Source organism: Actinoplanes sp. NPDC048988 (assembly GCF_043197815.1).
GTDB lineage: Bacteria > Actinomycetota > Actinomycetes > Mycobacteriales > Micromonosporaceae > Actinoplanes.
The window spans coordinates 147,838-168,282 of the sequence record NZ_JBICTW010000019.1 but is presented as its reverse complement, the minus strand read 5'-3'; the positions used below and the strand labels follow the sequence as shown (position 1 = coordinate 168,282).

The following is a 20,445-nucleotide window of genomic DNA, read 5'->3' as shown; positions in this document are numbered from 1 at the left end:
CACTCGCTACGCCAAACGCGCCGCCCTTTACCGGTCATCGTTGCTGCTCATCGCCGCCCTAATCTGGCTCCGGTGATCGGCAGGACACGGCCTAGCCGTCGAGCCGGCGCAGCAACTCCCGGACGCTGGAGACGCTCGGGTGGTCGAGCGTTGTCAGCAGTTGTCCGCTTCGGTCCACGCGGTGCGCGCCGTGCCGGGCTGCCATCTGTCCGTGGTCACGGCGCCGGCCGCGGTAACCGGCCAGATCGAGGCAGCCGCCAAAGCCACCGACTGACACGACAGCCGGGTGGCGACCAGTGTCACGATCTCCGTGGCGGCCGATACCGGCTCAGCGCACCGGCTGTTACCGTCCCCGCACGCAGGAGTGCCCGAGGGCTCGCCTGCCTCTCACGGCACCTCGCCGCGGCCTTCGCCGAGGTGCCGCACCGCAACAGAAGGAACCGCACCATGCTCAACTTCCGCAGTCTCACTGTCGCCGCTTCCTGCATGCTGGTGCTCGCTGCGTGCAGCAGTGAACCCGACAAGGTCGAACAGGCCTCGTCGGCCGGCGAGTCCGCCGCCCCGGCGCAGGAGGCCGCCGCCAAGCCGACCGGGTCGCTGCTGCAGACCGGATTCGGCCAGCGCGACGAATACGTGTCCGTCGTCGCCTTGGTGAAGAACACCTCCGCCAAGGTCGGGCAGACCGTCACTGTGCAGTTCAACGTCACCGACGCCGCCGGCGAGATCCTGGGAAGCGAGTCGCAGGTCGAGTATTTCTCCCGCCCGGACCAGGTCCTACCCGTTCTGACGCAGGTCGACGTCTCCGGGAAGAAGGCGGCCAAGGTCGAGGCGACGCTGCTGGTGGAGGACAACGGCACGTTCGACAGCGAGCCGTTTCCCGAGATCCCGGCCAAGGCGACCATCGCCAAGTCCGAGTACGGTGACGGCTACACCGCCCGGGTGCAGGTGAGCAACCCGAAGGCCGAGCCGCTGAAGAATCCGCACATCACCGTCGTCTGCTACGACGCCGCGAAGAAGATAGTCGGCGGCGGCTTCACCTTCCCGGACATGATTCCGCCGTCGGGCAAAGCGGTCGCCCAGGTGGACCTGCTCACCGCCGGCAAACCCGCCCGTTGTGACGCCTACGGCACCCCGTCGGCCATCTGAGACCACACGGCGATCCGGTAAGGCGCGAACATGATGACCCCCGCACCGCCGGCACCGATCTGACCGCCGCATTGCAGGCGATCGGCTCGGTGCCCTCCGGCGTGCTGTGCCACGGGTGGTGGGCGCTGGAATCGGCGAGGCGTGACCACGTCGTTGACGCCATCAGCAGCGCGCTGCTGCCACCGTCCGTGGCCTTCGCTGTTGGGATACGACTTTTCCGGCGTGGCCGTCAGGCCGAGCTCAGCCACGCACCGCCCGGCGGCGGACCCCCGAAGGGTGACCACGACACCGTGGGGTCCGGGGGTCGCCCCCGGAGTAGGTACGGTGGGGCGGGCGGGACTCGAACCCGCGACCGAGGGATTATGAGTCCCCTGCTCTAACCCACTGAGCTACCGCCCCTTACCGGCGGCGATCCTAACCCGTGGGCCCTGTTCACAGCCAGCGATCTCCCGAGCTTATGCAGCGCCGCATCATCGGGCGGCTCCTACGCCCGCTCCCAGCCAGGACAGGACCGCGCCCGCCGTGCGCCAGCCGCCGGCCAGGGCGCCCTGGATTGATGGGCTGTCGCGGTGGTCGCCGGCCACGAACAGGCCGTCGCCCAGGTCGACCGGCTTGCGCAGGTTGGCCTGGGGTACCCGGGCCGACGGCAGGGCGTTGGGGATGCTGACGACCTCGAGCAGGTCCCAGTCGTCGGTCGGGGTGCCGTAGAGGCGGGCCAGCTCGACCCTGATCACCGCCTCGGAGGCGCTGGACGGGGCCGAGACGCCGACCACCGAGGCCGCGATCAGGCTTTTGCCGGTGGGCGCGTATTCGGGGGCCGCGTTGCTGACGACCACCGTGTTGGCGATGATCTCGCGGCGGTCGCCGTCCAGGACCAGTGTCGGCTCGTCCAGCGGGGCCCTGTCGGCGCCGAAGTAGAACGTTGTCAGGCCGTGCATGTCCGGCACCGGCAGCCGGCCCGGCAGCAGGGCGGCCGCCGACGGCGGGTCGGTCGCCACGATCACAGCGCGGCAGTGGATCTCGCCGCCTTCGGTGACGACCAGGCCGGGACCGATCGACAGGGTTCGGGCGCCGATCAGCAATTGGGGGTACGGCAGTGGGCCCGCGATCGCCGCCGGGAACGCCGCCATGCCCGCGGCCGGCACGCCCATCCGGCCTCGCGCGAACGAGCGCAGGATCATGGCGAAGACGTGGCTCGACGTGTCCAGGGATCGGTCGCCGAAGACGCCGGAGAGGAACGGCCGCAGCACTTCCTCGATCATGCGGTGCGACATGCCCGCTTTACGCAGGAAGTCCTGTGTCGTCGTCTCGCGGGCTTCCAGCAGCTTGGCCGCCGGCGCCGTCGCGCAGCGGGTGGCCAGCGCGGCGAACTTCAGGCGGTCGCTGAGCGTGCCCACCCCGGAGGTCAGCGCCTGCGCGGCGGCCAGCGGATCACGAACCGGGTTTTCCAGCCGGTGCAGTTCCCCGCCGCGGCGTACCAGCACACCGGGCGTGAAGTAGCGCATGTCCAGCGCGGCCACGTCGACCAGGGCCGGCACCCGTGGGTAGGCCGTGTTCAGGATCTGAAAGCCCCGGTCGAGGTGCCATCCGTCGACGGTGTCGGTGGTGACGCGCCCGCCGATGCGGTCCGACCCCTCGACCAGCAGCCACTCGACGCCGGCTCGATCAAGCCGTCGAGCAGCGGAAAGGCCGGCGAGACCGCCGCCGACGATGACGACGTCCACCTCAATTGGCTGCGACACGGGCACCTCACAAGGGGACGAACCAGGCAAGCCCAGAGTAACGGCGGCGGTGGGTCCGGGCAGGCGATTCGGTCACGCTTGCGCTTGACGTACGCCGGTGAGCGCGCCGCGGTGGCAATCACGCCCGGCCCGTACCCGCCCGTCTCTTACCCACCCGCCGTGACCTCACTCCCGCGGGAGGATTTCCGGCCGGGGTCCGCGATCTAGCGTGCCCTGCATGGCGGACATCGAGCACGAGCGGCGGGAGCTGCAGCAGTTCCTGCTCTACCTGGGCAGCGCCCTGACCGCCTGCGGCGAGGCCGTCAACCGGATCGAGGGCCGGCTCCGGCGCGTCGCCGCCGTGTACGGGGCGCCCGACGCGCGGGTGAGCGTGCTCCCGACGTACACCGTGGTCTCTTTGGAACCGGGACAGCCCGCCACCCTGGAACCCACCCGTCAGTTGCGCGGGGGTTTGCGGCTGGATCAGACGGCCGCCGTCTATGACCTGCTGCGGGAGGCCGACCAGCGACAACTGGAACCGGCCGCCGGCATAGCCCGGATTGAGCGGATCCTCGCGATGCGGGCACGCTTCCGCCCGGCGATGCAGATCGGTTCGTACGCCGTACTGACCGGGGGAATTTGCCTGGTCTTGCAGCCGACCTGGGGTGACTTGCTGCTGTCGACGCTGTTCGGCGCCATGGTCGGCGCCCTCAAGCTGGTCGGCGCCCGCTGGGTCAGCGTCCAAATGATCATGCCGGTGGCCGCCGCGTTCACCGTCTCGGCCGTGACCTTCTTACTGGCCGACACCGGTTGGGCCCACGCCGACCTGCGAGCCATGGTCGCCCCGCTGGCCACGTTCCTCCCCGGCGCCATGCTCACCATGGGTGTGGTGGAGATCTCCGCCGCCGAAATGGTCACCGGCGCCAGCCGCCTGGTCACCGGCGTACTCCAACTGCTTCTCCTGGCGTTCGGCATCGTAGGCGCCGCCCAGACCGTGGGCCTGCCCCGAGCCGAAACCCAGATCGAGGCCTTCCACCACTCCCTGGGCCCTTGGGCCCCCTGGCTGGGAGCCTTGATCGTCGCCATCGGCAGCTACCTGGTGCATTCCGCCCCACGCCGCTCTCTGGGCTGGCTCTGCCTGGTCCTCTACGCCGCCTGGATTGGCCAGTATTTCGGAAACATCCTGCTGGGCGGCTACTTGAGCGGTTTCGTGGGAGCTCTGGTCCTGACAGTCGTGGCCTGCCTGGTGGAACGCCTCCCTTCGGGCCCACCGGCCTTGGTCAGCTTCCTCCCCGGCTTCTGGCTCCTGGTTCCGGGCGCCCTGAGCCTCATAGGCGTCACCGAGTATTTGGGCGCCGACAAGGCCCAGGCTTCCCAAGACCTCCTGAGCGCCCTGGCCTCGATGCTCGCCGTAGCCCTGGGCGTCCTGTGCGGCCACCCCATCTACCGAGCCATAGCCAGATCCCTGGACAACTTCCACCCCCGAGCGGCAACCCGCCTTCAGCCGTGACCTCACCGCCCAGCGCAGAGCGCCGCACCGTCCGCGTCTCGGCCCCGGCCTCCCGACATACCAGCGATGATCAACCAACGAGTTCGCTGTCATGCGACACAACCCGCGACCCCGCGGGTCAGCCACAACCAAGACACCGTGGGCTACCGGCGACGGTTGCGTCCAAGGGCGTGGCGTAAGAAACGGCCATCCCTGATCCGTGTGAGTCGATGCCAGGCGGCGAGCTCGGCCGCCTGATCGGGTTCGGTGTCTTGAGTGGTGGCGGCTGGCGTGAAGCAGGCTTGGCAGACCGACCCACCGCAACCACGACATCGTGGGTCAACCGCGACCGACCGCCCACCGCAACCACGACACCGTGGGTCAACCGCGACCGACCGCCCACCGCAACCACGACATCGTGGGTCAACCGCGACCGACCGCCCACCGCAACCACGACATCGTGGGTCAACCGCGACCGACCGCCCACCGCAACCACGACACCGTGGGTCAACCGCAACCGACCCGCTCACCGCACCCAAGACACCGTGGGGTTTCCGGGGCTCGGCCCCGGAGCAGATACAGAGGCGGGGCCCCACCGGTCCGCGCTTTCTGCGGACAGGGAGACCCCGGGACTCGCCGCTCCCCCGATTGGACTCGAACCAATAACCTGCCGGTTAACAGCCGGCTGCTCTGCCAATTGAGCTACAGGGGATCGTGCCTGGCACCTGTGGTTCCTGGTGCCGGGGAACAGAGTACATGACGATCCCCGGTCTCCGCGAAGGGGATCCCCGGCACGCCGCTACCGGGCGAATCGCCTCGATCAGGAATACGCGACCGGCAGGATGGGTATGCACGGTCACATCGACGCAAGCGCGCGTCACGAACGGAAGGAGCCGCCATCATGCGCGGAAAGCTGATGTTCATCACCGGTCTCGCGGCGGGCTTCGTCCTGGGCAGCCGTGCCGGCCGGGAGAAGTACGAGGAGATCCGGGCCAACGCGAAGAAGGTGTGGGAGCACCCGTCGGTGCAAGAGGCCGCCGGTGTCGCCCAGGCGCAGGCCAACAAGCTTTACTCGGAGAGCAAGGACAAGCTGCAGTCGTCGAAGCTCGGCGAGAAGCTGCACGTGACGGCGGAGTCGTCCGACTCGTCCGACTCGTCGGTGTCGTCGCCCAGCAGCACCTCGACCACCGCGTCGACCACGTCCTCTTCGACGTACTGATTTCTCATCAGGGACCGCCCCGGGCCTTCGAGGTCCGGGGCGGTTTCTTGCTGTACGGGGTCAGGACGCCGACGAGAAGGCGGCGTCGAACGCGGCCGTCGGGGCGTCGAACGCGAGCCGCCTGACGAACTGCAGCGCTTCGGGGGCGCCGACCAGGCGGTCCATGCCGGCGTCCTCCCACTCGATCGAGATCGGGCCGTCGTAGCCGATCGCGTTCAGGGCCCGGAAGCAGTCCTCCCACGGGACGTCGCCGTGCCCGGTGGAGACGAAGTCCCAGCCCCGGCGCAGGTCGGCCCAGGGCAGGTGCGAGCTGAGCCGGCCGCGGCGGCCGTCGCCCGTACGGACCTTCGCGTCTTTGCAGTCGACGTGGTAGATCCGGTCCTTGAACTCGAGGATGAAGTTGACCGGGTCGAGCTCCTGCCACACGAAGTGCGACGGGTCCCAGTTGAGCCCGAACGCCGCACGGTCCCCGATGGCCTCGAGGGTCCGGCGGGTGGTCCAGTAGTCGTACGCGATCTCGCTGGGGTGGACCTCGTGCGCGAAGCGCACCCCGACCTCGTCGAACACGTCGAGGATCGGGTTCCACCGGTCGGCGAAGTCCTGGTAGCCGCGCTCGATCATGGCCGGCGGGACCGGCGGGAACATGGCGACGGTGTGCCAGATCGACGAGCCGGTGAAGCCGACGACCGTGTTCACCCCCAGTTTCGCGGCGGCGCGGGCGGTGTCCTTGATGCGCTCGGCGGCCCGCTGCCGTACACCCTCGGGCTCGCCGTCGCCCCAGATGGCGGCGGGGAGGATGTCCTGGTGGCGCTCGTCGATCGGGTGGTCGCAGACGGCCTGGCCGACGAGATGGTTGGAGATCGCGAAGACCTTGAGGTTGTGCTTTTCGAGCTGTTCGCGCTTGCGGTCGACGTAGTCGGGCTCGGCGAGCGCCCGGTCGACCTCGAAGTGGTCACCCCAGCAGGCGAGCTCGAGTCCGTCGTAGCCCCACTCGGACGCGAGACGGCACACCTCGTCGAAGGGCAGATCGGCCCACTGGCCGGTGAAGAGCGTGATGGGACGTGCCATTGCCGTTTTTCTCCCTCGGGCAGCCGTGACTTAGGCGGGCGGCGAGGGAGGCCGCCCAGGGTGGTGCCAACGCACGGCGGTATTGCGCCGGGTCGGGTTTGCGCCTCCCGATGACCGGCTCGCCACCATCGACTCTAGCCACCTCAGCGGGCGGCGCAAGGCTCGTTTTCCGGCTGCAGGCCGAGGGCGGCGAGCTCGGCCAACAGGTACGTCACGTCGTTGGTGATCTGGTCGGCGGTGGGGGTGCCGCTCACCAGAGTGAGGTTCTCGGTGAGGGGGCCGCCCGGGCCGAACAGCTGGCGGAGCCCGTCACGCCACCCGCTCGTGGTGGCGCCGGGAACGGCCACGACGCGTACCTCGACGATGGCCAGACCGGCGTCGGTGATGGTCTCGATGCCGGCGGCCGGATCGTCCCAGGTGCGTTCGCAGTGACCGAGGTCGAGGCAGACGCCGAGACGGTCCTTGTCGACCCGGCTGAGGGCGGCGACCGTCTGTTCGGGACTGTCCAGCACGTACCCCTCGGCGGGCTGGAAGCCGACGCGCACGGCGCGGCCGTTCTGCCAGGCCAGGTCGGCCAGGCCGTGGGAGAGGCGGCGGAGGATGCCGAGGGCGGCTTTGTCCTCGGCTTCGGCCCAGCCGGCGCGCGGTCCGAGGCCGATGGTGCTGACTGTGCCCCGTACGGCGTCGTCGTCAAGAAGGTCTAAAAGGACTCGGGCCAGGTCCAGGGTGTATTCGCGCCGGGCCGGGTCGGTCCAGGGCTTTTCCGCTTCTCCGGCTTTTGCAGCTTCTCCGGCTTCTCTGGCTTTTTCGGCTTTTTCGGCTTTTTCGGCGGCCTCCGCCGCGTCGCTGTTGGGGGGAGCGACGACGGCGGAGGCGCCCGCGGGGGAGGCACCCGCGTTGGAGGGAGGTCTTGAGGTCCCGCCGCCGCCCTCGGCGAAGGGCGCGCCGCTCAACGTGACGACTTCGAGCCGGCGGGCGTCGAGTTCGGCACGAAGCCGGGTGCGGGCGCGGCTCTCGACGGCGAGGGCGGCGGCGAGTGCGGGAGGAAGCCAGAGATTGACGCCGAGCGCGTCGGCGCCGAGGCGGGCACGAACCGCGCCGTAGGTGTCGAGCTGCCGGACGATGCCCGGTAGATTGCTCGCCGTCCCACTCGAATATCGCGAGGCGATCTCACATCCGAGGTGCACGATCCGGCCGGAGGGGTGTCTCAGCCGCATACGAGTCCTCCCCGGACCAGGGTCCCGGCGCATCTGCACGTGCATCCGCACGTGCTTACTGGTCCAGTATGGACCATGCGGCCGCCGGTGCTCGACGCGCGCGTGGCCGGCCGTCGCACTGCCATGACGCCTCCATCCGTGGAAACTCTGCCCTCGGATACGAGAGTCATGCGTCCTCAGGATCAGCGGCGTACCCGACGTGCGACGCCATGACCCGCACAAACATGATCTCCGCCAGCGAAAGAAATCGGCACTCACCAATGCTTTAGCCCTCAGTGACCTGCCGGTAGACCTTCCCGCCACCCTCCGGACGACGTGGTAATCGAACTTATCGATGTGCACCATATGCAACTTCGGGCATGCACGAAACGATCACTCATGCACCCGCACGCCAGGCTGCACCAGGCATTCGCCACTCCCCACGGTCTCGCCGCCCGGCCACAGCCCCCATCACCCGACCGAGTGATTTCCCGCCGCAACTAATGAACGAAAGCCGTTGTCATCTCAGGCCGTGGCCCACCGGCAGAGCACAACCCAGGCACGGCCCGGCGTGGGGCGGTCCCCCGCCCCGAACAGCGTCGCCCAGGCTTACGAAGCGGTCACCGGCGCCGCCCGTGGATCTTCATCACGGCGAGCTGACCGGCATCCCTCCACATCGGCGACGAACTCACCGTCCTGGGAGCCGAAAGCCCGGTCAACCCGATGGTGTCGTGGTCAGCCTTTGGCGGTCCGCTGCCGGGCCGCGGGTGGCTGGGCTCGGCCTGTCCGTCCTGCGCAGGTGAGCGTTGAGTCGAACCTGGTGAGCGCGGAGCGGCGGCTGATCGACGGAATCCCTTCGCGACGAACGGGCGATGAGGGAACGCAGCGACAGCCGATAGTTTTGGCAAGATCGTTTCTGCGTGGGGGTCTGGTGTCCGGCGAAAAAGCCAAGCGTCCGTGGTCGCATCCGGTATCGAACAAGGTGTTGCTGATCGCTGTGGTGGTGGGGGCGCTCGGGTCGGCCGCCGGCGCGCCGCCGATCGCTATCGTGCTGTGGGGCTGGGCGTTCATCGCCTGGCGTAAGCGCAAAAAGGAAGAGCGGGCCGCGCTCGGGGGTGCCCCTGTCGCGGGCGCGCTGGAGGTTCCGGACGATCGGCAGCCGTTGGCCGACGATCCCCGCTCGGCCTGGGCCTACCGCCGATACTGCGGCGGCCTGGAGCCGGCACCTGTCTCACCGGTTCTCGCCGAGCGCATCTTGGCCACGCTGCAACCTGGTGACCATGTCGAACTCATCGCCGACGCCGCCACCTGCGCCGGCTGGCAGGTCGACACCATGCTGAAGAAGGCTCGGCCGTCCAGCGGGGCGGCCATCGCGCTGCGGACGCTGCGCGGATGGATCGTGGCGGACCGGAAGACCGCCCGAATCACTGTGGCGCCCGGCCCGCTGGCCAAGGGCCGGGCAGTCCGGACAGCCGACGCTGTCACCTGGCCGGTCAGTGGACTGGCCATGGAGCTCTCCGCGCCCGACCGGCCCAAGTTCACCCTCAAGGTCTTCCTCGACCGGCTCAACACCGTTGACCTCGACATTCTCGAAGAGGGCGCGGGAGCCCACATCAGGCGCCTGCCGGAGGCGCCCGAGGTGCCGCCGGCCCCGGATCCCGACACCATGACGAACTTCGAGCCGGCACTACCGACCGGACTGCCCACGGACTGGAAAGCCGCCGAGGAGATCGCGCAAGCCCACATGTGCGAGATCGGCTTCTCGGACGCCCGTCTCACCGGCGCCGGACGTGACGGGGGCATCGACGTGACCTCCGCCCTCGGGGTGGCTCAGGTCAAGATGCAAGCCCTGCCGGTGGGCGCCGGCCTGGTCCAGCAGTTGCGGGGCAGTCGACCCGATGCGGCACATCACCTGTTTTACTCGACGTCCGGATACACCAGCGCTGCGCTGGAGGCCGCCGACCAGACCCACGTCGGGCTGTTCACCATCACCTCGTCCGGTGCGGTCTCGGCCGTGAATGACATGGCTCAAGGACTGGTACGCACCAGCGGCATCCGATCCGGCGTCTACCCGGAGGGGCCTGATCTGAAGCAGTGGGCCCAGGAGTTGTGTGACCGAGTCATGACCGCGGTCAACTCCACCGATGCCAAACGAGCCGCGCACCATGAACGGTATCCAGGACAGTGGAAGCGGGTGGCCGGGTACCAGTTGCAGGCACTGAAGAACCTGGACAACCGTCCGACGACCTTCGAATCGGCGAAGGCGGCGGTGATCTTCTACCACCACAACGAGCTACTCGCCGCCGTGTACTTCCGGGAGCTGGGAATCCCCTACCCGGGTGGAGCGGGTGACAAGGTTTCCGAGGAGCTGGAGGACTTCTACAGCTGACCTCGAGGCAGGCCGGCCCATCGTGCCGCGTGGGTGTCCTCATTCGAGGGGTTCGGTGTGCCGGTGGTCGTCCGGACGGTGGAGCTGACGTTCCTGCTTCCGGGGCGGCCACCCGACACCCCACGGTGTCGTGGTCGCCCTCAGCGGCCCGGCGCCGGGCGGCGGATGGCTGCGAGCGACTTCGCGATTGCTGACTCCCACGACTGCATCATGCTGGGGTAGTCGGCGGCGAATCTCCGGAGCCATTCGCTGCCCTCGGGTGTCAGAGCGCTCAGCTCATAAGTGACAGTGACCCCGGTATGGCTGCCGGCCGGCGACAACCGGACGTCCACCGTGCCGGCGTCGCGGCCCGTCGCGACCCGGGCGTATCGGATGCGGTGGTCTCCCTCGCGGTCGACGACGACCCAGGTGACCGGCTGTCCCCCGCTGTTGGTCACGAACACCGTGCCCACCACCGCGTCGCCGGCGACCGCCGTGGGGAACACCGGGTTCCAGCCTTCGACCCAGTCACGCTCGCCCCGCGCGGTGAAGAGATCTCATGTGCACAGCAAAGCACCTGCCGGGACCGGCTTGGAACACTTACCTTGCGGGCGCGTGGAGGATCCGGGGAGCGTCCGCGGGGCCGAATGCCAGAGAGCCTATCGGCGCGGGGGCTTTCGGCTGTGGAGGGCCGAGCACGGCCAGCGCCTCGATCCAGTAGCGGACCATCGCCCGGCTGGTGCTCTCCTCCCGGGGCACCCCCTCGTCGAGCCGGCGGCGGGCCGCCCGCGGGTCGGACAGGGCGAGGTCGGCGGCGAAGAGGTCGCCCCAGACCGTGGGCTTGCCGGGCAGGTCCTTCTGGCGGGTGGCCGACGGACCTCGGTGGAACGCGCCGGCCGTCAAGGGCAGCAGCTGGATGCCGAGGACGGACTCCGGTTTGGGGTCGAACCAGGTCGCGAAGTCGATTTTGGCGTCCCAGACGATGCCGGCGGTGGTGTGCGCGTATCCGGCCTCGCGGGTCAGACCCTCGCCGAGCCAGTACGTTCGGGCCGTCTCGGCCTCCAGCGCGTAGTGGGTGATGCCGTACGCGGTCATCTCGGCGTTGTCGCGGACGACTCCCCAGCGGGCCACCGCCTCCCAGGCCGCCACCGCCTCGCCGGACGACTCCTGATTGTTGCCGTCCGCGAAGGGGGCGAATCCGGAGGCGGCCGAACTGCCCAGATAGGCGTTGAAGGCCCGGAACGGCGGCAGGCCACTCGCGGGGCCGATCGCCAGTGAGCCGGCGTAGTCGCGGACGATCAGGTCGACCACGTCGCCGTACTCGCGGGCGAATGTGGGGTCCGCCGCGGCCAGCACGGCCGCGGCGCGGACCAGATAGCCGTACTGGAAGTGATGGTCGTTGTAGTCCTGGGCGCCGAACTCGGCCGGGACGGCTATCAGTCCACCCCAGACCGGGTCGTAGCCGAAGTAGCGCCCGTCGTTGGGTCCCGTGTGGGTCAGCCAGTCGACGAGTTGCGGCCGCAACCGGTTGAGGGCCGCCGTGCGCTGGGTGTCGGCGCCCGAGGCGGCCGCCACCTCGGCGATGGTGGACAGCCGGCCGAGTTCCTTGAGTCCGAAGTAGCTGCCGCCCTTGCCGGGCGGATCGGCCAGGTCACGGATCAGTTCGGCCAGCACGGCTTTGTTCGCCGCCGCGCTCAGCGGCACCTTCGGCATGGCGGTGAGCAGGCCGGGCATCGGGATGTCGATCCGCACCGCGTCGGCGGTGACCAGCGACATCGTGCCTCGCGCGTCCGGGTAGGAGCCCGCCAGTGGCAGCGGCCCGGCGGCCAGGCCGGCCCGGTGGTGCGGCAGCAGGGCCCACGCTCCGGATCCGCCGCCGGCCCGGCGCGCGGTGAGCGTCTGGCGGACCGTCCCGGCCGCGGCGTCGTACGTCATGGTGGCCGTGGTTCGTACGATCGGATCGCCGGTGCTGGCCTTCTCCCAGCTCGCCCGGTCGGCGCCGGCCGGGACCCGGGCGACGGCGAGTTGCCGGCCCGACCCGGTGACGGTGTTCCCGGTCGGCGCCAGATCGGTGCCGAGGACGTCCCAGCGCGCGCCGCCGATGTCGAGCCGGGCCCGGGTGGGCGAGCTGCCGACGTCGCGGAAGGTGCCGTTCAGGGTGGGCGCCGCCCCGTCGAAGCGCAGCCACACCACCGGACTGCCCTGGGCGAGGGTGATCTCGACGTGCCCGCCGCCGGCGAGCCCGACCCGGAGGACGACGTGGAAGGCGCCGTAACTCACGACGGTCACCGCGCCGGTGGCCGTGCCGACGGTGAGGGCGGGCACGAACGGGGTGATGACGGCGTTCGCCGAGGCGGTGAGCGGCGCGCCGCTGATCTGCACGCCGTCGGCGGCGGCCCGCACGGCCAGCGGATGGGTCCAGAGGGGCTGGGTCCGGGGCCCGGTCAGGGCGGAGCTCCACCACTGGTTGGTCGGCACCGCTTGACCGGCGAGTTCGCCGGCCTGAGCGGGGGCCTTGGTGGGGGTGGAACCCGCCGGCAGCTTCTCGGCGATGCTTCCGCTGCCGGTGACCGCGGGACTCGTGAGCGGCGACGCGGCGGCGTCTTCCATGACCTTTCCGGCGTCCCGCGGCGGCGCCGCGCCGGGCGACGAGGTGCACGCGGTCAGGGCGATGAGCGCCGCGATCGCGGTCGCGGCCGGGCGGCTGGGGTTCATGCGCTGTTCACCGCCGGGGTGCTGCCGGCGGCCGTGGTGGTGTCGACGACCACGGCGAACTGCAGACCCGGAACAAGGGTTCGTACGGTCGCCCGGGCCGCCGGGTCCGGCCGCAGCACGACCGTCAGCTCGTCCTCGGCGCTCGCCTGCTGGCCGGCGTCCACCTTCGGCTCGACCTTCTCCAGCGTCGCGGTTATCCGGCTGGAGAGGCCGGGGCCGGTCACGTAGGCGGTCATCCCGAGCCGGAACTTGCGCAGCTTCTCCAGCGGCACGTCGACCGCGAAAGCGACTTTGGCCGGGTCGTACAGGGTGACGATCGGCTCACCGGCGCGGGCGATCTGCCCGGGGGCCACGTTGATCCTGGTGACGATGCCCCCGGTCGGCGCCCGTAGCTTCTGCACCCGTCTGGTGTTCCCGTCTCCCTCGGCCGTGAGGGTGATGGTGGCCAGGATCGCGCCGGCGGTGACGCTGGTCCGCTCGGTGGTCTGCATGTCGGTGACGACCGCGGCGTCGGCCGAACCGACCGCGATCGGCTGCGCGATGAGCACGGCCTTGCCGGCGTCCACCATGTTTCGTTCGGCCAGGCGCTGCCGCACGATGTGGGTGCCGCCCGCGCCGGCCGCTGCCAACAAGATCAGCACTACCAGGCCGGTACGCGCGACGCGCAGGGCGCCGCGTCCTCGGCGCTTCGGCGGGGCCTGCGGTGCGGTGCGCTCGATGACCCTGGTCGAGTCGTCGTCGTGGGTTCTGACATTTTCGATCGTGGCGCTCATGGTCGTACCTCTCGAAGGTCTGGACCGGGTCAGGCGTTGGCCGCGACGTGCTGCGGCCGGATGGCGGTCTGCTCGCCGGCGGGCGAGGGCGATGCGGGCGAGGGCGATGCGGCCGGTGGCTTGGCGGCCGGCCGGAACCGGCCGCCGGTGACCGATTCGAGGATCATCCGGCCGAGGATCAGGACGATCATGGAAGCCCAGCCGACGGAGAGCCAGGTCGGGCCGGGATCGGCCATCACGAGCACACCGACCACGATGGCGGTGATGTTCAGTACCAACAGCGCGAACAGGGGCATGACCGCCCACAGTGACCGGGTGCCGTCACCGCCGGCGTTGGTGACCTTCCACTTCGCCGGACGCCCGAGCAGCACACCGCCGAGTGCTCGCAGATGTACCGGCGTCGCACCGATGCTGGCCACGATCGCCGAAAGCTTGAACCCGCCCGACTGCAGCCAGGTGACCAGCAGCACGGCCGCCTGGAACGGCAGGTAGTGGGTCGCCCAGGCGAAGCCGTCGGCGCGAATGGGGCTCAGCGCGAAGAGGAGATAGAGCGCCGGGAAGAGCATGAAGGTCAGCATCGCCAGCGACAGCAGGTAATGCGTACCGCAGAACAGATACTGCAGTCGCTGATCGATCGTCAGGCCGATGCCCCGCTTGAACAGCCGCCCGCGCAGCAGCACCTCGAAACCGCCGCCCGCCCAGCGCAGCTGCTGTTTCAGGTACGACGGGACATCCTGTGGGGCCAGCCCGCGGGCCAGCACCTGCGGGACGTAGATGGATTTCCAGCCGCGCTTGTGCAGCTCGATCGACGTCCAGATGTCCTCCGAGTTGCTGCCCGTCCAGATGCCGCCGATGGTGTCCAGCGCGGCCCGCCGGAACATCACGTTCGTACCGACGCAGAAGGCGGCGTTGAAGTGGTTCTTACCCGGGCAGACGAGCTCGTAGAAGATGCGCTGAGCCTCGCCGGAGCCGGTGGCGACCAGATTCACGTTGTTCGTGTAGAACTGCGGGGACTGGACGAATGCCACGTCCGGGTCGTGGAAGTGCGGCAGGATGCTGAGCAGAAAGCCCGGCTCGGGCACATGGTCGGCGTCGAAGATGACCACGAATTCACCGTTGGTGCGGGCCAGCGCGGCGTTGACGTTGCCGGCCTTCGCGTGCGCGCCGCCGGGGCGGCGCAGATAGCCGATGCCCGTCTGGTCCGCGAGGTCGCGCAGCTCATCGCTGTCGCCGTCGTCGAGCAGGAACGTCCGGTGTGGCAGGTCCATGTCGCGGGCCGCGATCATGGTGCGCCGGACCAGCGCCGGTTCCTCGCCGTACGCGGTGATGAAGACGTCGATGGACGGCACGTCCGAGCCGGCCCGGAGCCGATTGCGCCAGACCGTGGCGTCCACCGATTCGGGCCGGTCGTCGTGAGCCAGGATGGTCCACCACGTGCCGATCAGGTGCAGGGCGGTCAGGCCTTCGGCGGTCAGCATGGCGAACCAGAGCCAGCCGGGCCCGCGGTATGCCAGGTTGAGCAGAAACAGCTGATAGAACAGGGTCGCGGCGAGCGCCGCGATGATGGCTACCCGAGTCGAACGCTGCAGCGGCCGCCATGCCAGGCGAGCTGCCCGGGCCGGCGGAACTGGCGGTGCCGTCATGGATGCTCCCGAAAGCCTTCGATATGCAGCGCCGTGGATTCGGTGCCGTAGACCAGAGAACAGGAACATCCGCGGACGCGCGATACATCGATCCGAACATTTATATTCGGCGCGAGTTACGGATTTACTCGACACAGATGAATGATCTTCATCTATTTTTTGCCATGGGTGCTGAGCTGCGGACATGCATATCGAGGCGTTAAATGCTGATGACCTTTCGGTCTCCTGAATTTCACCAGCAACCGCCGATTAGTGGGTGAGGTCACAGAGCTCGCCCGCGAAATGGCGAATTTCGTCAATGCCACCGAAACCTCGGCGACACGGGAAGGCGGCGATTTGCCGGGATCGGCAGGAGACGCGACAAATCCTCGTTTTTGGCGGGGCTGTCCGGAGAAAGACTGACGGAGGCAGTTCTTCACTTCTCCGACGGAGGCAACGATGCCAGGAAACCGAGCAGTCGTGTATGAGGGGGCCAGACAGGTCGCGATTCACGAGATCGACTATCCGACGTACGAGCTGAAGGACGGGCCGGGCGTCAACAAGGCCAACATCGGGCGCCAGGTGCGGCATGGGGTGATCCTCAAGACGATCGCCACCAACATCTGTGGCAGCGACCAGCACATGGTGCGCGGGCGGACCACCGCCCCGCAGGGCCTGGTGCTCGGTCACGAGATCACCGGCGAGGTGGTCGAGGCGGGACCGGACGTCGAGTTCATCAAGGTCGGTGACGTGTGTTCGGTGCCCTTCAACATCGCCTGCGGCCGATGCCGTAACTGCAAGGAGGGCAAGACCGGCATCTGCCTCAACGTGAACCCGGATCGGCCCGGATCGGCGTACGGCTACGTCGACATGGGCGGCTGGATCGGAGGGCAGGCGGAGTACGTACTGGTCCCGTACGCCGACTGGAATCTCTTGAAGTTCCCCGACCGAGACCAGGCGCTGGAGAAGATCCTCGACCTCACGATGCTGAGCGACATCTTCCCCACCGGCTACCACGGCTGCGTGAGCGCCGGTGTGACGACCGGTTCGACGGTGTACGTGGCCGGCGCCGGCCCGGTCGGCCTGGCCGCGGCCACCTCGGCGTACCTGCTCGGCGCGGCCGTGGTGATCGTCGGTGACCTGAACGAGGAGCGGCTGGCCCAGGCCCGCAGCTTCGGCTGCGAGACGATAAACGTGGCCCAGGGCGACCCCACCGAACAGGTACGGCAGCTCCTCGGCCGTGACGCCCCGGCGATCGGCGAGCCGCTGGTCGACGCGTCGGTCGACGCGGTCGGCTTCGAGGCTCGCGGCCACGGCCAGAACGCGCAGACCGAGATGCCGGCGACAGTGCTCAACTCGCTGATGACGATCACCCGTGCCGGCGGCGCGATCGGCGTACCCGGCCTCTACGTCACCGGTGACCCGGGCGGCGTCGACGAGGCGGCCAAGGAGGGCTCGCTCTCGCTGCGGCTGGGCTTGGGATGGGCCAAGTCGCACTCGTTCGTCACCGGCCAGTGCCCGGTGATGAAGTACAACCGCAACCTGATGATGGCGATCCTGCACGACAAGGTGCAGATCGCGAAGAACGTCAACGCCACTCCGATCTCCCTCGACCAGGCCCCGCAGGGCTACCAGGAGTTCGACAAGGGCGCGGCCCGCAAGTACGTCCTCGACCCGCACGGCGTCGTCGGCAAGCGCGCCGCCTAGAAGCCGGCCGGCAGCCGGACCCGTTCCGCGGCGAGGTTCTCCTCGAGATCGCTGAGGCTCGCGGTACCCGGGATCGGGATCATCACCGGCGACCGCCGGAGCAACCAGGCGAGCGCGACCCGGGTCGGGGTGGCGCCGATCGCGGCCGCGACGGCGGCGATCCGGCGCGTGCCGCCGCGACGGGCCGCCATGGCAGGAATGCGATGGCGGCCCGCTCGCAGGCGGCGAGCAGGCCTTCCGGGTACGGGTGGAGGGCCTGGGCGAGCAGCTACTCGTTGGCGCCACCGCCGTACAGATAAGCGGTGTCGATCAGCGTGACGCCCAGTTCGACCGCTCGCCGCGCCACGGCCAGGGCGGACTCGCGAGCCGCGGCTGGTGTGGCCGGCAGGTGCATGGCGCCGAAACCGATGCGGACCGTCATCGCGGGAACGACTCGCGGATCGCGGCGTCGACGGAGCGGCCGGTGGGCGGGTCGACGAACAGGTCGGTCAGCAGCAGGCCGGCGGCGTGGGCGGGATTGATGCCGGACTCTTTGCGGGTGGCCCTCTGCATGGCGCCGCCGGCGCGCAGGGCCGCCTTCACGACGGACGCCGGCAACGCGTGCACGGGGCGCCGGTGGGCGGCGATGCGGGCGATCATCTCGGACCACGACAGGTTCTCGTCGGCGATCGGGATGTCGGCGCCGCTGCCGGCCTCGAGGGCGTCGGCGGCCGCCTCGGCGACGTGCCGGGCCGTGGTGACGGCGGTGCCGCCGGGCGGCGCGACCAGGGGCAGGCGGGATCGGGTCCAGCGGTCGAGCGGGGCCGACCAGTTGGGGAGGCGGTCACCGGACCGGCCGAAGACGAAAGGCAGTTCCAGTACGGCCACCGGCAGTTCCGGTCCGGCGGCGGCGCGACCTTCCCGGGCCTGTTCCACACGGCAGCGGATGTACGTGTGGTGCTCGGCCAGCCGCCATTGTGGATGCAGCCGGTCGAAATAGGTGTAGTACGAGCCCATCAGGACGCCCCGGGTCAGGCCCTGCTCGCGGGCCGCGGCGAAAAGGCGTACCACCGGGTCGACCATGTCCCGCCGAAAGGCGGGGTGAATCGGTTTGGGCAACGGCTTCTGCTCGTCGGTGCGGGTGGCCACGACAACGCCGTCGCAGCCGGCCAGAATGGGACGCGGATCGGCGCTTGTCAGTTCGAAGACGTGGTCGACCCCGGGGCCTGGATGGCGGGCGGCCGACAGCGGCGTGTGGCCGCGCTCGCGCAGCACCTGAACGACATGGGCACCGATGAGGCCGCTTCCGCCGACGACGAGAATTCGCACGTACGCATCGTCGCGCGCCCGTCAAGCCTTCGGGTTCACGGTGGACAGACATCCGGCGGTCTTGCCGACCAGGCGCAGGCCGACCAGGTCGCCGGCGCCCCAGGCCGCCTTCTTGGTGGTCAGCATCGGGTACATGATCTCGTACCTGTCGGCGATCTTCGGGTGGTCGAGGCCGACGGCGTGACCGATCTCGTGCATCAGCAACTGACCCGTGGTGCCGCCCTGTCCGGCCGCGAATCCGCGCGCCATTTTCTTCGTCAGGTCGGCGTTGAGGACGACGCGGCCCTCGGTCACGGCCCACGCCTGGGCGCCGGACGCGGTGAAAGCGCCCCGGGCCATGTAGCCGCCCATTCCGGCGGTGCTGGTCGTCTTTCCGAGCATGCTGCTGTGCACGCCCGGGGTGACCCAGGCGATCACGATTTCGGTGCCGGCCGGATAGACGCCGCTGTACCCCTTGGTGGCCGCGGGAATGGCCGCCGTCGTCCCTGCGTACCGGAAAGTCAGGCCCGTCGCCTTCGCGACGTTGGCGAACGCCGTCTTGACCTCGGGCAGGGAATTCTGCGGAGCGCGCGTCAGATTGACGCGGTAATCGATCGGGCCGGCACACGGATTCCAGCGGGCGACCGGGCCCTTGCCGTCGGTCTGGCTGAGCAGTTTGTAGGCCTTCGCGTTGCCGGCGGCCTGCGCGACACCCGGCTGCATGACGATCAAGGGCAGGGCGGCGACGACGGCGACGACGGCACGGGACCAGCGAGGCATGAAGGGCTCCGATTCTCAGGCGAGCCCTTGTAATCGGCCGGCCGGGCCCCGATCCGAGTTGCCGTTCGGTAGTTATCCACAGCCCTCACACGATCTTCCGCCGCTTCGGTACTGTCGGGCGATCGAACGGAGGTCAAATGCGCAGAAAAAGTGATGAAACACGCCCGCAGTTGGCCGACGAGACCGTCTCGCAGGCGGTCCACGCCGCCCGCGCCGGCCGGCTGCACGAGCTCGAGCAGTGCCTGATGCTGCTGACCGGCCCTCTCGGCGGCCAGCAGGTCAACCGTGCCCTGCTCACCGCCCTGCTCGACGAGGTGCGGGGTTGCTGGGCCCGCGGCTGGCAGCCGGCCGAGCTGACCCGCGCCGCCCGCCGCGACCATTCCGCCCGCCACGCCCGGCTGACGGGCGACGTGATCGCGGCCCAGATGCGCGCCCACGCGGCGGCCACCACCGACCACCGGTGGCAGGCGCAGATCGCCGACCTGGGCGCCACGGTGTGGTGGAAACACGACGACCTGTACCTGAGCGCGTGGGGCGACCGCGAAGAGCTTCCCCGCCTCACCACGATCGTCACCGCGATCGAGACGTTGTGCCTGCTCGCGTCCCTGCCCCCGATCGAGCTGATCGTCCCGCCGCCGGGCGCGCCGTCCTCGGCGGTCCCGGCCGCCGACCTCGACCAGCGCACGCTGAGCAAGGTGCGCGCCCTGCTGGCCAAGGCCGAGTCGACGGACTTCCCCGAGGAGGCCGAGGCGTGCACGGCCAAGGCGCAGGAGCTGATGGCCCGCCACCGCATCGACCACGCCCTGCTGACGGTCACCACCGGCCGGCGCGACCATCCGGCCAGCCTCAGGGTCGCCGTCGACAGCCCGTACGAGGCCCCGAAGACCCTGCTCCTCCAAGTGGTGGCCGAGGCCAACAGCTGCCGGGCGGTGTGGACGAAAAGGTTCGGCTTCTCCACCCTGATCGGCTTCCCCACCGACCTGAACACCACCGAGATCCTGTTCACGTCCCTGCTGGTCCAGGCGACCAGGGCGATGACCCACGAGAAATCAAGCGCCCGCTCCTTCCGCCAGTCCTTCCTGACGGCCTACGCCTCCCGCATAGGCGAACGCCTGACCGCCGCGGTGGACGAGGTGACCCCCTCGGCCGACCTGCTCCCAGTCCTGGCCGCCCGAGACGACGAGGTCCGCTCCGCAGTCGACAAACAGTTCCCCCACCTGACCCACCGCACCACCACCATCAGCAACAGAGCCGGCTGGCTCTCAGGCCGAGCCGCCGCCGACCGAGCCGCCCTACACGCCCGCCAGGAGGTGAGACACACCTGATCACATAGATGGACATCCCTTGTTAGCGT

The 20,445-nt window shown here is 69.4% G+C and carries 17 protein-coding genes and 2 tRNA genes; 6 read left to right on the top strand and 13 right to left on the bottom strand.

Annotation, left to right across the window (positions count from 1 at the left end; all coding sequences use genetic code 11):
• Nucleotides 1-447: 447 nt before the first annotated feature.
• Entirely contained in the window at nucleotides 448-1,146 is a 699-nt protein-coding gene (locus ACGFJ7_RS39750) for a hypothetical protein (RefSeq protein WP_392647092.1), read from the top strand.
• Between the two features lie 325 nt (nucleotides 1,147-1,471).
• Here ACGFJ7_RS39750 and ACGFJ7_RS39745 read toward each other — a convergent pair.
• Both ACGFJ7_RS39745 and ACGFJ7_RS39740 read right to left on the bottom strand, forming a co-directional pair.
• Nucleotides 1,472-1,545, bottom strand: a tRNA-Ile gene (locus ACGFJ7_RS39745).
• Between the two features lie 71 nt (nucleotides 1,546-1,616).
• Complete coding sequence (locus tag ACGFJ7_RS39740; protein WP_360252125.1) at nucleotides 1,617-2,888, bottom strand: NAD(P)/FAD-dependent oxidoreductase; 1,272 nt, start codon at nucleotides 2,886-2,888, stop codon at nucleotides 1,617-1,619.
• Nucleotides 2,889-3,105: 217 nt separating this feature from the next.
• On the opposite strand from ACGFJ7_RS39740, the gene ACGFJ7_RS39735 reads away from it, so the two are divergent.
• A complete protein-coding gene (locus ACGFJ7_RS39735) occupies nucleotides 3,106-4,377 on the top strand; it encodes a threonine/serine exporter ThrE family protein (protein ID WP_392647089.1) in 1,272 nt (423 codons plus the stop codon).
• A gap of 618 nt (nucleotides 4,378-4,995) precedes the next feature.
• On the opposite strand, the gene ACGFJ7_RS39730 is transcribed toward ACGFJ7_RS39735, so the two are convergent.
• Nucleotides 4,996-5,068: transfer RNA gene (locus tag ACGFJ7_RS39730), tRNA-Asn, on the bottom strand.
• A 189-nt stretch (nucleotides 5,069-5,257) separates the two neighbouring features.
• On the opposite strand from ACGFJ7_RS39730, the gene ACGFJ7_RS39725 reads away from it, so the two are divergent.
• Complete coding sequence (locus ACGFJ7_RS39725) at nucleotides 5,258-5,575, top strand: hypothetical protein (protein ID WP_360252119.1); 318 nt, start codon at nucleotides 5,258-5,260, stop codon at nucleotides 5,573-5,575.
• Nucleotides 5,576-5,635: 60 nt separating this feature from the next.
• Here ACGFJ7_RS39725 and ACGFJ7_RS39720 read toward each other — a convergent pair whose 3' ends face one another.
• A complete protein-coding gene (locus ACGFJ7_RS39720; protein WP_360252116.1) occupies nucleotides 5,636-6,643 on the bottom strand; it encodes a sugar phosphate isomerase/epimerase family protein in 1,008 nt (335 codons plus the stop codon).
• Between the two features lie 143 nt (nucleotides 6,644-6,786).
• A complete protein-coding gene (locus ACGFJ7_RS39715; RefSeq protein ID WP_392647087.1) occupies nucleotides 6,787-7,860 on the bottom strand; it encodes a sugar phosphate isomerase/epimerase family protein in 1,074 nt (357 codons plus the stop codon).
• Between the two features lie 778 nt (nucleotides 7,861-8,638).
• Here ACGFJ7_RS39715 and ACGFJ7_RS39710 point away from each other — a divergent pair.
• Nucleotides 8,639-10,228 (top strand): restriction endonuclease, encoded by a 1,590-nt coding sequence (locus ACGFJ7_RS39710; protein WP_392647084.1) that lies wholly within the window; start codon nucleotides 8,639-8,641, stop codon nucleotides 10,226-10,228.
• A gap of 140 nt (nucleotides 10,229-10,368) precedes the next feature.
• Here the strand turns inward: ACGFJ7_RS39710 and ACGFJ7_RS39705 are convergent, their stop codons facing one another.
• The 4 genes from ACGFJ7_RS39705 to ACGFJ7_RS39690 all read right to left on the bottom strand — a co-directional run bounded on the left by ACGFJ7_RS39705 (nucleotide 10,369) and on the right by ACGFJ7_RS39690 (nucleotide 15,338).
• Nucleotides 10,369-10,713, bottom strand: a complete 345-nt coding sequence (locus ACGFJ7_RS39705) for a hypothetical protein (RefSeq protein ID WP_392647082.1) — start codon at nucleotides 10,711-10,713, stop codon at nucleotides 10,369-10,371.
• A 94-nt stretch (nucleotides 10,714-10,807) separates the two neighbouring features.
• Entirely contained in the window at nucleotides 10,808-12,922 is a 2,115-nt protein-coding gene (locus ACGFJ7_RS39700) for a glycosyl hydrolase (protein WP_392647079.1), read from the bottom strand.
• Nucleotides 12,919-13,695 carry an HlyD family efflux transporter periplasmic adaptor subunit gene (locus ACGFJ7_RS39695; protein ID WP_360252101.1) on the bottom strand — a complete coding sequence of 259 codons (777 nt, stop codon included), beginning with the start codon at nucleotides 13,693-13,695 and terminating at the stop codon, nucleotides 12,919-12,921. Before ACGFJ7_RS39695 ends, ACGFJ7_RS39700 begins: the two co-directional genes overlap by 4 nt.
• Before the next feature lie 29 nt (nucleotides 13,696-13,724).
• Nucleotides 13,725-15,338, bottom strand: a complete 1,614-nt coding sequence (locus ACGFJ7_RS39690) for a glycosyltransferase family 2 protein (protein ID WP_392647076.1) — start codon at nucleotides 15,336-15,338, stop codon at nucleotides 13,725-13,727.
• Between the two features lie 438 nt (nucleotides 15,339-15,776).
• Between ACGFJ7_RS39690 and fdhA the strand changes: the two genes are divergently transcribed.
• Nucleotides 15,777-17,024 carry a formaldehyde dehydrogenase, glutathione-independent gene (fdhA, locus tag ACGFJ7_RS39685; protein WP_392647073.1) on the top strand — a complete coding sequence of 416 codons (1,248 nt, stop codon included), beginning with the start codon at nucleotides 15,777-15,779 and terminating at the stop codon, nucleotides 17,022-17,024.
• On the opposite strand, the gene ACGFJ7_RS39680 is transcribed toward fdhA, so the two are convergent.
• From ACGFJ7_RS39680 to ACGFJ7_RS39665, 4 genes are all read right to left on the bottom strand, one after another.
• Entirely contained in the window at nucleotides 17,021-17,215 is a 195-nt protein-coding gene (locus ACGFJ7_RS39680; RefSeq protein ID WP_392647071.1) for an aldo/keto reductase, read from the bottom strand. The two genes, fdhA and ACGFJ7_RS39680, sit on opposite strands and share 4 nt — an antisense overlap.
• A 77-nt stretch (nucleotides 17,216-17,292) precedes the next feature.
• Nucleotides 17,293-17,445 carry an aldo/keto reductase gene (locus ACGFJ7_RS39675; protein ID WP_392647068.1) on the bottom strand — a complete coding sequence of 51 codons (153 nt, stop codon included), beginning with the start codon at nucleotides 17,443-17,445 and terminating at the stop codon, nucleotides 17,293-17,295.
• On the bottom strand, nucleotides 17,442-18,332 hold the full coding sequence (locus tag ACGFJ7_RS39670) for an NAD-dependent epimerase/dehydratase family protein (protein ID WP_360252092.1): 891 nt from the start codon (nucleotides 18,330-18,332) through the stop codon (nucleotides 17,442-17,444). Before ACGFJ7_RS39670 ends, ACGFJ7_RS39675 begins: the two co-directional genes overlap by 4 nt.
• Before the next feature lie 21 nt (nucleotides 18,333-18,353).
• The gene (locus ACGFJ7_RS39665; RefSeq protein ID WP_392647064.1) at nucleotides 18,354-19,091 is read right to left on the bottom strand and encodes a matrixin family metalloprotease; all 738 of its coding nucleotides are present in this window, start codon (nucleotides 19,089-19,091) and stop codon (nucleotides 18,354-18,356) included.
• 137 nt (nucleotides 19,092-19,228) lie between these two features.
• Between ACGFJ7_RS39665 and ACGFJ7_RS39660 the strand changes: the two genes are divergently transcribed.
• The gene (locus ACGFJ7_RS39660) at nucleotides 19,229-20,416 is read left to right on the top strand and encodes a DUF2786 domain-containing protein (RefSeq protein WP_392647061.1); all 1,188 of its coding nucleotides are present in this window, start codon (nucleotides 19,229-19,231) and stop codon (nucleotides 20,414-20,416) included.
• The last annotated feature ends 29 nt before the right edge of the window (nucleotides 20,417-20,445 follow it).

Bases quoted from the DNA above. Each gene is read 5' to 3' on its own strand.
- ACGFJ7_RS39750 (WP_392647092.1), top strand. From the start codon at position 448: ATGCTCAACTTCCGCAGTCTCACTGTCGCCGCTTCCTGCATGCTGGTG.
- ACGFJ7_RS39735 (WP_392647089.1), top strand. From the start codon at position 3,106: ATGGCGGACATCGAGCACGAGCGGCGGGAGCTGCAGCAGTTCCTGCTC.
- ACGFJ7_RS39725 (WP_360252119.1), top strand. From the start codon at position 5,258: ATGCGCGGAAAGCTGATGTTCATCACCGGTCTCGCGGCGGGCTTCGTC.
- ACGFJ7_RS39720 (WP_360252116.1), bottom strand. From the start codon at position 6,643: ATGGCACGTCCCATCACGCTCTTCACCGGCCAGTGGGCCGATCTGCCC.
- ACGFJ7_RS39715 (WP_392647087.1), bottom strand. From the start codon at position 7,860: ATGCGGCTGAGACACCCCTCCGGCCGGATCGTGCACCTCGGATGTGAG.
- ACGFJ7_RS39700 (WP_392647079.1), bottom strand. From the start codon at position 12,922: ATGAACCCCAGCCGCCCGGCCGCGACCGCGATCGCGGCGCTCATCGCC.
- ACGFJ7_RS39695 (WP_360252101.1), bottom strand. From the start codon at position 13,695: ATGAGCGCCACGATCGAAAATGTCAGAACCCACGACGACGACTCGACC.
- ACGFJ7_RS39690 (WP_392647076.1), bottom strand. From the start codon at position 15,338: ATGACGGCACCGCCAGTTCCGCCGGCCCGGGCAGCTCGCCTGGCATGG.
- fdhA (WP_392647073.1), top strand. From the start codon at position 15,777: ATGCCAGGAAACCGAGCAGTCGTGTATGAGGGGGCCAGACAGGTCGCG.
- ACGFJ7_RS39680 (WP_392647071.1), bottom strand. From the start codon at position 17,215: ATGGCGGCCCGTCGCGGCGGCACGCGCCGGATCGCCGCCGTCGCGGCC.
- ACGFJ7_RS39675 (WP_392647068.1), bottom strand. From the start codon at position 17,445: ATGACGGTCCGCATCGGTTTCGGCGCCATGCACCTGCCGGCCACACCA.
- ACGFJ7_RS39665 (WP_392647064.1), bottom strand. From the start codon at position 19,091: ATGCCTCGCTGGTCCCGTGCCGTCGTCGCCGTCGTCGCCGCCCTGCCC.
- ACGFJ7_RS39660 (WP_392647061.1), top strand. From the start codon at position 19,229: ATGCGCAGAAAAAGTGATGAAACACGCCCGCAGTTGGCCGACGAGACC.